Source organism: Mesorhizobium sp. M0894, assembly GCF_040319725.1.
GTDB lineage: Bacteria > Pseudomonadota > Alphaproteobacteria > Rhizobiales > Rhizobiaceae > Mesorhizobium.
The window spans coordinates 12,721-24,543 of record NZ_JAMYOG010000019.1; the positions used below are offsets into that span (position 1 = coordinate 12,721).

Here is an 11,823-nt window from a genome sequence, read left to right on the forward strand (position 1 = left end):
GTCGGTCGGGCGGATGACGATCTCGTTGACGTTGACGTGCGCCGGCTGGCTCACGGCGTAGAGAATGGCCGCGGCGATGTCCTCGGCGGCCAGCGCCTCCATGGCGGCGAGCCGCTGGTCGAGCCCAGTCTTCGCCGCCGGATTGGTGATATGGTCGCCGAGCTCGGTGCGCACCAGGCCGGGTTCGATGACGGTGACGCGAACCTTGTCGGAGTAGACTTCGCGGCGCAGCGATTCGGAAAAGCCGACGACGCCGAACTGGTTGCGGCATAGCCGCTGGCGCCGGGATTGGCGACGCGGCCGGCGACCGACGAGACATTGACGATGTGACCCTTGGCGGCCCTGAGATGCGGCAGCGCCGCTTTGGTGACACCCATCAGCGCCAGCAGGTTGAGCTCGACCATGCGGCGCCAGTCATCGAGCACCGCCTCGGCGGCCGGCGACAGAAGCATCACCCCGGCATTGTTGACGAGGATGTCGAGGCGGCCCCATTCGGCGACAACCTTGTCGACCATGGCGGTGACATCGTCGTTGCTGGTGACGTCGGCCGCGATATGGAGTGCCGTGCCGCCGGCCTTTTCGATACGCGCGGCCAGCGCTTCGAGGCGATCGGCGCGGCGGGCGGCAATCGCCACCTTTGCCCCGGCGGCCGCGAGCGCCACAGCGGTTGCCTCGCCGATGCCCGACGAGGCGCCGGTGACAAGAGCGACCTTGCCGGCCAGTGCGGAAGAAACAGCTGTCATTGTGGAGTCTCCAGAGCCCCTGCCCGATCTTCAGATAGGCCGCGGGCCGCGAAGTGGAAGACCAGCTTGTCGGTTGCTCGGCTCATTCGTCGGGGCCGGGCTCCGGCCATGGTTCCTTCGCCGCCTCCGCATACCAGTGGCGCATCGCCGGCATCGAAAGCACGGCATCGACATAGGCGCGGGTGTCGGGCGCCAGCGTGCCGCCATAGGTGTCGAAGCGGGTGACGACCGGCGCGTACATGGCGTCGGCCGCGGTGAAATGGCCAAACAGGAACGGCCCGCCTTTGCCGTATTTTTCCCGGTATTGCCGCCACAGATCCTCGATGCGCGCCCGTTGCGCCTCACCTTCGGCGTCGAGCGGCTTGTGGCCTTTTGGCCGGCGCAAATTCATCGGCCAGCCATAGCGGACCTCGCGAAAGCCGGAATGCATCTCTGTCGCCGCCGAGCGGGCGTGCGCGCGAGCGCCGATATCGGCCGGCCAGAGCTTCTTGTCGGGAAACAGGTCGGCAAGATATTCAAGGATGGCAAGGGTTTCCCAGACGATCCGGATCTCGCCATTCGGCAGCCGATGGTTCAGCACCGGCACCTGGCCGGTCGGCGATATCCTGGCCAGATTGGCGGCGGTCTCGGGCGTGCGCAGGCGCACAAAACCTTCCTCGAACGGTATCTCCAGATGCTTCATCGCCAGCCATGGCCTCAGTGACCAGGACGAGAAGCATTTGTTGCCGATGAAGAGCGTGAATTCAGCCAAGATGGTCTCTCCGTGTCGAGCCCAGCGGCTCAGTTTGCTTGTGCCGCGGCCAATTGTGCCCCCGGCGTGACGCCGGCGCGAGCGCGGATGGCGGCGACCGCCTTGGTGATATCCGCATTGACCAGCAGCGCCTCGCGACCGGCCGCGATGGTGAGGTCGACCTGATCGACCGGCAATTTCAGCCGCGTCGGGACAGCGTTCAGCTTGGCCTGTGTCGCCTGGTCGAGGTCGGCAAAGGACAGATATTGGACCACGAGTTCAACATCGCGGCAATCCCAGCCGGCAGTCGAGCCGCGATAGGCAGCCACGGTCGAGGTCGGCAAAGCACAGCGGTAGCGGACCAATTCACCGCGCCATTGCGAGACGGCCAGCTTCAGTGCGTCGGCTTCGTCGCGCACCGCGGCCGCCATGGTGGTGCTCGTCACGGCGTCGAGCAACTCGCTAAGCCGCGGTCCGTGGATAGACTTGGCCCAGCTCACGTCGTTGTCGGCGCCGGCGTCGGCAACGATGAAAAGCAGCGTCCTCAACCGGACAGCGGCGGCCGGCGACAGCGGACCATAGGCGGTGCCGGCGGCGGAGCGCTCCAGGGTAAAGCCGGTGACGCCGAGATTATCGGTCAGACCACCGTCCAGCAATTTCACATAGTCGAGGGGATCGGCGTTTTGATAGGAATCGAGCGCGCTGGCATAGGCCTTGAGCCTGATCGAGGCATTGTGATCGGCCAGTGCCCGGCTCAACCATTGCGGCCTGCGGTAGCCGCAATCCGGGCTGGTGGCGGAAACCACGATCGGCGCGAAGACCACCGGCACGGCAGCGGAAGCCGCGACCGCATCAGCCAACCGCATCTTGTCGAGATCGCTACAAAGCGCCGCGAAAGTGTCGTAGCTGAACAGAAATGGCGTGCGGTTATAGATATCGGACGCGTTGATCCAGATGATGGGCCGGTCCGGCTTGGCGAACGCCTCGAATGTCGCATCGTCGAAGAGATTGTCGTTCAGCCATTTGGCAAAACCGCTGCGGTCATTGACGCCGCCATAGTAGGCGCGGACAAGGTTGAACGGCGACAGCCTTGTTCGAAGGTCGGCCTCAGCATTCTGGATCAGGAACCGTTCGCGAAAGTCGCGGTAGCCGTCCTCGCCCTTGTAGCCGAAATAGGCGGCAGTCACCGCGCCGCCTGATGCACCGGAAATCATCCTGATGTCATCGACCAGCGTGCGCCGCCGCGGCTGCTCGTCGATGACGATGTCGTCCAGCGCCCGCAGAACGCCGTAGGAGAAGGCCGCGGCCCGGGTGCCGCCACCGGAGAAGGCGAGGCCGAGCACAGTCGAGCCGTCGTCGCCCGGATCTGGAATGAAAGCCGGCGACGGCCTGCCGGCTTCGGGCGTAAAGACATTGATCGGCCCGACATCATCGGCGACGCAGCCTGCCAAAAGCATGGACGTCGCAACGGCACAGGCAAGGCGAAAACGCATCGAAATCCCCCCGGGCAGAGCCTAGCCGCATTACCGCGCCGGGTGCAACCGGTTGTCCGGCGATGCATGGAACCGAAGCGGTGCCTGACCGTTTGCCTCGCAAATAAAACTCCCGAACTCCAGGAGATGCGCGATGGTGAACAAGGATCAGGTGGCAGGCGTCGCCAAGCAAGCCAAGGGCTCGGTCAAGCAGGCCGCCGGCAAGGCCACCGGCAACAGGCGCACCGAGGCCGAAGGCGACGTCGACAAGGCGACCGGCAAGATGCAGAAGGCTTACGGCGACGTGAAGGACAAGGTGAAGAAGGCGCTTTGACACTGGCCCCCTTCGCGAACCAGGAAAAAGGCGGCTCGGCCGCCTTTTTTGCGCCCTCTCTTACCGTAAGAAAGTCAGGCTTTTGCTGTATGCATTGGTGAAGGTGACCTCGCCATGATTTCCGGCGGCTTCGCCCAGCACCACATCCATGCTGTTTCCGGTCACCCGCGCCAAGGCAAAGCCGCCCATGAAGGCGGCCTTCGGTTTGAACAAGTCGAGCCCGTCACGGCGGTAGATCATCGGCGTTGCGTGCTGGTGGCCATGGAAGATGCCGACGACATTGTAGCCTTTCAGCACGGCCAGCAGCGCCTGCCTGTCGACTTCGCTCCACCAATGCGGCGGACCCGTGCCGCTGTCGTCGAAGGTTCTCTCGGCGGCGTCCCATCTTTCGATCGAAAAAGTATCCCAGCCATAATGCTGGAACAGGATGACCGGGCGGCCGTCGCCGGCATAGGTCGCCAGATCCTGCTTCAGCCATGGCAGGCTGTTGGCGGCGCCGTGGCCGGTATCGCCGGCAAAACGGTGCGTCTGGACAAGATGCAGACCGCCCCAATCCCATGAATAGCAGTCGGTCTCGACGTCGTAGTCGGTCGCCGGCGCAGGCGGCTTGAAGAACACGCCGGGGCGGTGGTTGACCTCGACATAGTCGCGCATTTCGCGGCGGTACCAGTCGACATGCGAGCGCGGGCCGTTCTGGTCGAGGTCGTGGTTGCCGAGGCCGACATAGACGGGCATGTGCACACGGTCGGGGCCGACGCCCTGCTGGTAGCGCTGGCTGAACTGAAGCAGCTGCGTGCCCTCGCTGGGCTGGGTGATCTGGCCGCCGCCGTCATCGGTGATGTCGCCGCCGACGACGAGGCCGAGCGGCGTGCCGATGTTGCCCGTCGAGCGCAGGCCGGTGGCAACGCCTTCGATTTCAGCCGGCCATTGTCTGTCACCGACGCCGTTGAGTGCGGCGACGTTGCGCAGCAAGGCAGCGTCGGTCTTGCCCTCCTGCTCGCAATGCGGGCTCAATCCGTTCGCCATTCGGCAGGCATGGACATCAGCGATAAACAGGAAGGTGGCGTCGATCGGCGGGATGCGCTGCCCGGTCTGGCCGAAGGCCGGGCGCGAAACTGCGCCGGCCGCGGCAACGGCCGCTGCCTGCATCAGGAAGCTGCGCCGAGAAACCGGTAGGGCGGGAATGCGATGCATCATGCGCTAAAATTCAGCACGACGCGGATCGGCAGTCCAGTTGCTCGCAAAGTATGTCGACACGTTCTCCCAGGTCTGGCATTGCTTTCGGCATTCAACTTGCGCGGGCAGAGGAGGACGGCATGAAAACTGCATCCATCGGCATGACAATGGCCATTCTGGCGGTGACGAGCGCAGCGCATGGCGCCGAGTGCATCGACGTCAAATCGGCCAAGGCCGGCTTCATTCTCGAAAGGCCTGGCATCCACAGCGAATTTCGACCGGCAGCGGGCGGAATGGTGGCCGTTGCCAACAAATACCAGTCGCAATCGCCGCAGTCGCAGTACCTGTTCGGCGGACTGATCGAGGTGTTTCGCGACAGCAGCACGGGGCAGCTGGCGATGATCCCGTTTTCCGATCTCAGGAAGGTGTTCCCGCTGAAGGCGGGGGCTAAGAACAAGATCGTGTTTGCCCGCCTCGCACCGAACAAGCCGCCGAAGGGCACCGAGACGCTGGAGATCAACGTCAAGGGCAAGGAGACGTTCAGCCTGGGTGAATGCAAATACTCCGTGCTCGCGGTCAAGCAGACGATCAGGAGCGAGGCCGGCGAGACGCGGGACGAGTTTACCGCGCTTTACGCACCCGACTTGCAGGCAGTTGTGGCCAGGCGCTATGACGAGGGCACCAGCGCCGAAAGCGTGGTCGGCTACGAGCTGATCAAGCCGCTGCCGAATTAAGAGCTCGGCCTCCCCACCTCGGTCATAGTGAGCGACGGCGGCGCCTCTGTCCTGCCGGCGTCAAGGGGCTTTGTGCAGTATCCTGCGACGTCGCCTCGTGACTCCCTGTTCCAAGGCCATCAGGCAGTCGCGCAGCACTCTTGTGTCCTGTGCGGTCTTGGCCATCGACATGGCGCCGGAATAGGTGGCGACGGCGAGCGCTGCGAAGCGCTGCGGATCGGTGCCCTGCTCCCGGCCCACCTGCTGGTCGGCCCTGATCTTGTCGGCGATCGCCTGACGCCAGGCCAAAAAAATGCCGGCAAGGGCAATGCGGAAATCCGGGTCGGCAAGCGACAGTTCGTGCGCCAGATTGTTGAGCGGGCAGCCGCGCACGAAACCCTGCTGCTCCAGCTCCGCCGCGACGGCCGCGAACACGGCGCGCACGCCCTCCCGCGCCGAGCCGGCCATCCGCACCGGCGCGATCCATGTGTCTTCGACGGCGGCAGCGACCCGCTCCTCGATCACTGCAAGCGCCAGCGCCTTCTTGGTCGGAAAATGGTGGTGCAGCGCGCCGCCGGTGACGCCCGCCGTCGCCATCAGGTCGCCCATGCTGGAGGCGTGATAGCCGCGTGCCTGAAACGCCTCTTCGGCGACATCGAGCACCTTTTTGCGCATGCCTTCGGGGTCATTGGTGCGTTTTTGAGCCCGCGCCTTTGGGCGGGCTGTGTTCTCTGCTGGCATTTTCACACGATAGCAGATTGACAAAACAGGACAACCGGTCTGTTTTGTAAAACAGGATGACTGTCCTGTTTTGGAGATCACGCAATGAGCCTGCCTTTAAACGCCATGCCTAAATCCGATCTGCTCGCCTCGCCCGTCGTCGAACTTCGGCAATACACGCTGAAACCTGGCCGACGCGAGACGCTGATCGGCATCTTCGACAATCATTTGATCGAGGGCCAGGAAACCGCGGGGATGACCATCATCGGCCAGTTCCGCGATCTCGACCGGCCACATATGTTCGTCTGGTTGCGCGGCTTCGACGGCATGATCGCGCGGAAGCATGCGCTGGCCGCCTTCTATGACGGGCCGGTGTGGGCGGCCTGGCGCAACGCCGCCAACGCCACGATGATCGATTCCGACGACGTGCTGCTGCTGAAACCGGCTTGGCCGGGCGCCGGCTTCGACCTCTCGGGATCGCAACGAGTACCCCAGACGGATCTCGAAGAACCAAGCACAAGCAGTGCTTTACAGGCAATTGTTGTCATCAGGATTCATCATTTGCGACCGGGCCTCGAAGCCGGCTTCGCCAGGGATTTCCAGACCGAGGCTCTTCCGGTTCTTGCCGCACTTGGCGGACAACCGCTCGCCGCCTTCGTCACCGAGCATGCCGAAAACAGCTTTCCGCGGCTGCCGGTGCGGGCCAGCGAAAACGTCTTCATCAGCGTCACGGGTTTCGACAGCGCCGAGGCGCATACCCGCCACGAGGCGGCCTTGGCCGCCTCCCCAGACTGGCAGGCGCTTCAGCAGACCGTACAACGGGAATTCGCCAGGCCCGCGGAGGTTTTGCGTCTGTTACCGACGGCGCGATCGCTGCTCGGGCAGCACCCAATTTCGGTATGAACCAACATCGTCGACGCCTCCTACGTCGCCGGAGCCTCCTGGTTCATGCCTGAAAGTGTCTGGCATGATCGCCTGGTAACGCGCCGTCCATGCGGTTGCCTGCTCCAGGTCAAGGGAAACGCGCAGCAGACGGTGATCCTCGTTCTTGCGGCCAATGAGCTGGATGCCAATCGGCAGGCCGCCTTTCGACTGGAACAGCGGCAGGCTGGCGGCCGGTTGGCCGGTGACGTTGAAGATTTCGGTGAAGGGCGCAAAGCCGTAGGCCCGGCTCGCCCAAGCCTCGTAATCAAAGAGAGCACCATCGCCATGGATGGCGCCAAGCCGGGGCGGCAGGCCGGCCGTGGTCGGCGTCATGATCAGGTCGAACGCATCGAACGCCCTCGCCATCGCCAGCGAAGCGCTGTGCACATGGTCCTGCGCCCTGAGATAGTCGGCGGCCGAGGACCGTCGAAAACAGTCGAGCGCGTGACGACTGAGGCTTTCGATTTCGCCGGCCCCCGGCATCCGCCCGATCTCGTCGGCGCGCTCGTCAACCAGCCGCGCGACCTCCGACATCCAGAAGATGCTCCAGTCCGCTTCGGCGCTGCCTTCCCGCGGGAAACGCGCCTGTGTGACCTCGTGCCCCATATCCTCGAGGAGGACCATGGCTTGACGTAATTTTTCCTCGATCTCGGGCGCGACCGGCGCGCCATCCGGCCGGTGCGCCAGGCACGCGACGCGCAGATGCTCGCCGGGCGAAGACAGCCAGTCCAGGTAGGACGGCACCGATTTTGACACGGAGTAAGGCGCTCCTTGTTCTGGACCGGCAGTTATGTCCAGCATGGCGGCGCTGTCGCGAACGGTGCGGGACAGGACGTTGTCGGCGTAGAGCCCGGCGCCGACCTGACCTCGACAGGGGCCGACAGGCGTGAGTCCGCGCGACGGCTTCATGCCGAACACGCCGCAACAGGCAGCCGGCACCCGGATCGAGCCGCCGATATCGGAACCGTGGGCGACCGCCACCATGCCGCTTGCCACCGCGGCAGCAGCTCCACCGCTTGAGCCGCCCGCCGTCAGCGAAAGATCCCAAGGGTTCAAGGTGGGGCCGCGAAAGCTGGGTTCGGTGACGAAGTCATTGGCGAATTCAGGCGTGTTTGTCTTGCCCAGCAAGATCAGACCGGCGGCCCGCCAGCGCCGGACGATCTCGCTGTCGGGTTTCGGCGCGGCATCCTTGAAGTAGAGCGACGAGTGCGTCGTCGGCCACTCCCGCACATTCACGCCGGTGTCCTTGACCAGGAAAGGAATGCCGGCGAGTGCGGCGTGCCGGTTGCAGCTTGCCGCCGCGGAAAGCGCCCGGTCCGCATCGATCAGTGTCACGGCATTGATGGCGGGATTGATGCTTTGGATTGCTTCGATAGCCGCCTCGACGACCTCGACAACGGACAGTTCGCCCGAACGAACGTGCCCGGCCAGGGCGACGGCATCCAACGCCACATATTCGGAAAGGTTCATGACTGCTCTCAGCCCGGACTGCCGGTCGCGTCGGCCGTCGACTGGGATCCAGCTTTACTCCGGACCTTGAAATATCGGGCGATGGCTGCCGCGACCAATGCCGGATCCTCCCAGTGCGGGTTATGCCCGCACCGCGCCGCGCCCACGAACTCCGCGGCAGGGATTTCTTCGAGGAGCCGCTGTTGGTGCGTTTCGTCGAAGAGCAGGTCGCGCCCGCCAGCAATGACAAGCGCCGGCAGGCGCAGCGTACGCGCCTTGTCGGTAAGATCGACGCGCCGAACCTGCTCCAGGATTGCGCGCCAAAGTGCCGCCGGCATGGCTGACGCCTCCTTTGCAGCCATGGTCAGGAAGTCCGCTGGAATCTCGGCCTCGCAGGCATGCCAATACTCATAGAACGGATCGGCCGGCGATATAGGGTCTCGAAGTGCCCGCACACCAATGGTCATCGGGTGATCCTCACCGATCTGCGGCCGCACCGTTCCGGCCATCAGCACCAGGCCGCCAATCATCTCGGGATAGCGCGCTGCTGCCTCGATCGCCACCATACTGCCCAAGGAATGCCCGACCAGAACCGGCCGCTCGAGGCGCAACCGCTCGATCAAACTCACCACATCTTCCGCGAAATCCGCTGACGCGAAGCCGCGTGTCCCGGCCGGCGAGGCGCCATGCCCGCGCAGGTCTGGGATGATAAGCCGGCGCCCGGCGAGATGCGGCGCCAGCAAGGAGAAGCTGCGGCTCGTGTCGGAGAAGCCGTGCACCAGCACCAGCGCGGGCTCCTGCCCGGCGATTTCGACGCAGGCCGTTTCAGTGCAGCCGGCACCGACCTTGCGCTTGCGGCCGTTCCAGCCAGCCTGATCGACCGATATCAAAGGCCGAGCTGCTGCTTGACCGCGTCGAGCGCGGGCTTGCCATCGAATGTGGTGACACCGGCAAGCCAGGCGCCGAGCCTATCCGGATTCCCTTTGATGGCCTTCAGGCCGGCTTCCTCCGGCTTCAGGCCGTCATTGATGAGATAGCCCATGCCGAGATTTTCGAAATCGATGTCGAAGGCGAGGTTCTTCAGCAACTGCCCGACATTCGGGCATTGCTGCAGATAGCCCTTGCGCACCTGCGTCGTCACCGTCGCGGCGCCGAAGTTCGGGCCATAGAACTTGTCGCCGCCGCTCAGATATTTGAAGTCGTACATCGTGTTCATTGGATGCGGCGCCCAACCCTGGAAGACGATGAAGCGCTTTTCCTTGATCTCGTAGCCGACCTCGGAAAGCATGCCGGCTTCACTCGATTCGACGACCTGCCAGCCATCGAGGCCCAGCGACTTATCGGCGATGGCGTCCATCATCAGCTGGTTCGAGCCCGGCTCGATGCCATACATCTTCCTGCCGAACTTGTCGGCGAACTTTTGCAGGTCGGCAAAATCCTTGACGCCGGCCTCCCAGACGTAAGTCGGCACGGCAAAGGTGTATTTGGCGCCGACGAGATTGACGCGCACATCGTCTACCGAGCCGTCCTTCTTATAGGGCTCGTAATAGGTGATCATCGCCGGATCCCAATAGCCAAGGAACACGTCCAAATCATTGTTCTTCAAGGATTCATAGATGACGTTGATGCCCAGAAGCGAGCTTGCCGGCTTGTAGCCGAGCGCATCGAGCAAGACGCTGGTGACGCCGGTGGTGAAGGCAAGGTCGTTCCATCCAGGCTCGGCCATGCGCACGACCTTGCATTGTTCAGGTTCAGCCGCAAAGACCGGCTGGGTCGCCAGCAGGACCCAGAGCGAGGCGCCTATTCCAAGGCTACGAAGCATTTCGGTTCTCCTCATTTCACCAACGGTGTTGACCATTCGGTCCTTATATTGTCCCACCAGTCAATTCTTGATCTCGGCGGACGAAAATGTCAACCTCGGTTTTCGATGCATGGATCCGGCCCGTGAAACTCAAGCGCCTCAGCGACATACGCCGCAAAGAGCTGCGGCAAGCCGCCTTTGCCGTGCTTCAGCGCGAAGGCATAGCTGGCGCCACCATAGAAAAAGTGGCGGCACAGGCCGGCGCGTCGAAGGGCATCGTGCTGCATTATTTCAACAGCAAGCGGGAACTGTTCGAGCACGCCATGCGCGAGTCGAACCTGGTGCTGCGTCATGCAGTGGTCGAGCGGCTGAAGCAGGCGCGCACCCCAATGCAACGGATAGATGCCATCATCGAAGGCAATTTCGAGCCGCATCTCTTCCAGCCGTCCCTCTGCCACGCCTGGCTTTCGCTTTGCGCGGAGGTGCCGCGCGACGAAAAGCTTGCCCGCATTCAGAAGGTGATCCATGCGCGCATGCGCTCCAACCTGCTGTCCGGCCTGCGCGGTCTCACGCCGGCGCGCGATGCTGACGAGATCGCTTTCGGCGTCACCACGCTGATCGACGGGCTGTGGCTGCGGCTTGGCCTGCAGCCAGGCAGCGTTACGCGTGAACAGGCCATTCATCAGGTCAAGGATTTTGTCGCTCTCCGCCTGGCTGTTCGGCGCGATGCAGCCGCTGCCGAATAGACCATCGTGCCCCGACAGCCGAAGTTCATACTGTGAGATAGGCCGGCGGCTTGACCACAATCGGCAACGGCGCTGCTCTCCTTACCAGACAAGACGGCAATGCGCGGGAGTGCTGGATGAGACTAGGCGGCAAACGGGCACTGGTCACCGGCGGCTCGGACGGGATCGGGCTGGCAATCGCCGAGGCTTTCTTGCGCGAAGGCGCTGGCGTGCTGATCGTCGGCCGCGACGGCAAAAAACTCGACGCCGCCCGCAAGCAGCTCGGGGATAATGTCGAAACGCTGTCAGCTGACCTGTCGGCCAGCGCCGGCATCGATGCCGTGGTCGAGCATGTCAGGCGCGGCCCACCTCTCGATATCCTCGTCAACAATGCCGGCGTGGCGTTCCTGATGCCGTTCGAAACCGTCAGCGAGGACCAGTTCCAGCAATCGTTCGCGCTCAACGTCACGGCGGTATTCTTCCTCACCCAGCGACTGTTGCCGCATCTCGCGCCGGGCGGGGCATCGGTCATCAATGTCTCGTCCTATTTTGCGCACAAGATGATCCCGAAGCGGCCGTCCAGCCTCTATTCGCTGTCGAAGGGCGCGCTCAATTCGCTGACCAAGTCGCTCGCCTTCGAGCTCGGGCCGCGCGGCATAAGGGTCAACGCCATCGCGCCCGGCACGGTCGACACCGCAATGCGGCGCAGGTCGATCGAAAACCTGCCGGAAGCCGCGCAGGCCGAGCTCAAGGCCTATGTCGAGCGCAGCTACCCGCTCGGCCGCATCGGCCGAACCAGCGATCTTGCCGGCATCGCGGTCTATCTCGCCAGCGACGAAGCGGCGTGGACCAGCGGCGGCATCTTTGCAGTGGATGGAGGGTACACGGCGGGGTGAGGAGCGCGCGCTCTTCCTTCTCCCCTTGCGGGAGAAGGAAAAGGCGCTGCTTCAACCGATTTGCATCCCCATCGTCCGCAATCTCCGCTTGAAGGCATTTGTGCAACGCGATACGCCGTTTGCAAATTTGCAACCCGGAG

General features: G+C 63.6%; 13 protein-coding genes. 5 read left to right on the forward strand and 8 right to left on the reverse strand.

The genetic code is table 11. From position 1 onward, the window contains the following. Window positions 1-50 precede the first annotated feature (50 nt). From NKH91_RS26900 to NKH91_RS26910, 3 genes are all read right to left on the reverse strand, one after another. Window positions 51-743, reverse strand: a complete 693-nt coding sequence (locus NKH91_RS26900; protein WP_352848402.1) for an SDR family NAD(P)-dependent oxidoreductase — start codon at window positions 741-743, stop codon at window positions 51-53. 82 nt (window positions 744-825) lie between these two features. After that, window positions 826-1,494 carry a glutathione S-transferase family protein gene (locus NKH91_RS26905; RefSeq protein ID WP_352848405.1) on the reverse strand — a complete coding sequence of 223 codons (669 nt, stop codon included), beginning with the start codon at window positions 1,492-1,494 and terminating at the stop codon, window positions 826-828. A 29-nt stretch (window positions 1,495-1,523) separates the two neighbouring features. Then, window positions 1,524-2,966: a patatin-like phospholipase family protein gene (locus NKH91_RS26910; RefSeq protein WP_352848408.1), complete on the reverse strand. Its 1,443-nt coding sequence runs from the start codon at window positions 2,964-2,966 to the stop codon at window positions 1,524-1,526. Between the two features lie 133 nt (window positions 2,967-3,099). On the opposite strand from NKH91_RS26910, the gene NKH91_RS26915 reads away from it, so the two are divergent. Next, on the forward strand, window positions 3,100-3,279 hold the full coding sequence (locus NKH91_RS26915) for a CsbD family protein (protein ID WP_352481754.1): 180 nt from the start codon (window positions 3,100-3,102) through the stop codon (window positions 3,277-3,279). Between the two features lie 60 nt (window positions 3,280-3,339). Here the strand turns inward: NKH91_RS26915 and NKH91_RS26920 are convergent, their stop codons facing one another. Beyond that, a complete protein-coding gene (locus NKH91_RS26920) occupies window positions 3,340-4,476 on the reverse strand; it encodes a metallophosphoesterase (RefSeq protein WP_352481755.1) in 1,137 nt (378 codons plus the stop codon). A 119-nt stretch (window positions 4,477-4,595) separates the two neighbouring features. Between NKH91_RS26920 and NKH91_RS26925 the strand changes: the two genes are divergently transcribed. Next, window positions 4,596-5,189, forward strand: coding sequence for a hypothetical protein (locus NKH91_RS26925; protein WP_023722740.1), 594 nt, complete (start codon window positions 4,596-4,598; stop codon window positions 5,187-5,189). 60 nt (window positions 5,190-5,249) lie between these two features. Here the strand turns inward: NKH91_RS26925 and NKH91_RS26930 are convergent, their stop codons facing one another. Next, window positions 5,250-5,843: an LmrA/YxaF family transcription factor gene (locus tag NKH91_RS26930; protein ID WP_352848411.1), complete on the reverse strand. Its 594-nt coding sequence runs from the start codon at window positions 5,841-5,843 to the stop codon at window positions 5,250-5,252. 150 nt (window positions 5,844-5,993) lie between these two features. Between NKH91_RS26930 and NKH91_RS26935 the strand changes: the two genes are divergently transcribed. Beyond that, a complete protein-coding gene (locus NKH91_RS26935) occupies window positions 5,994-6,791 on the forward strand; it encodes an NIPSNAP family protein (protein ID WP_352848414.1) in 798 nt (265 codons plus the stop codon). Here the strand turns inward: NKH91_RS26935 and NKH91_RS26940 are convergent. The 3 genes from NKH91_RS26940 to choX form a co-directional block, all read right to left on the reverse strand. Continuing rightward, window positions 6,744-8,282: an amidase gene (locus NKH91_RS26940; RefSeq protein ID WP_352848416.1), complete on the reverse strand. Its 1,539-nt coding sequence runs from the start codon at window positions 8,280-8,282 to the stop codon at window positions 6,744-6,746. The genes NKH91_RS26935 and NKH91_RS26940 overlap by 48 nt on opposite strands. 8 nt (window positions 8,283-8,290) lie before the next feature. Next, window positions 8,291-9,046 carry an alpha/beta fold hydrolase gene (locus tag NKH91_RS26945; RefSeq protein ID WP_352848419.1) on the reverse strand — a complete coding sequence of 252 codons (756 nt, stop codon included), beginning with the start codon at window positions 9,044-9,046 and terminating at the stop codon, window positions 8,291-8,293. 101 nt (window positions 9,047-9,147) lie between these two features. After that, window positions 9,148-10,083 (reverse strand): choline ABC transporter substrate-binding protein, encoded by a 936-nt coding sequence (choX, locus tag NKH91_RS26950; RefSeq protein ID WP_031195251.1) that lies wholly within the window; start codon window positions 10,081-10,083, stop codon window positions 9,148-9,150. 122 nt (window positions 10,084-10,205) lie between these two features. On the opposite strand from choX, the gene betI reads away from it, so the two are divergent. After that, window positions 10,206-10,808 carry a choline-binding transcriptional repressor BetI gene (gene betI / locus NKH91_RS26955; RefSeq protein WP_502899034.1) on the forward strand — a complete coding sequence of 201 codons (603 nt, stop codon included), beginning with the start codon at window positions 10,206-10,208 and terminating at the stop codon, window positions 10,806-10,808. Window positions 10,809-10,924: 116 nt separating this feature from the next. Next, window positions 10,925-11,683 carry an SDR family NAD(P)-dependent oxidoreductase gene (locus tag NKH91_RS26960; RefSeq protein ID WP_352588577.1) on the forward strand — a complete coding sequence of 253 codons (759 nt, stop codon included), beginning with the start codon at window positions 10,925-10,927 and terminating at the stop codon, window positions 11,681-11,683. The last annotated feature ends 140 nt before the right edge of the window (window positions 11,684-11,823 follow it).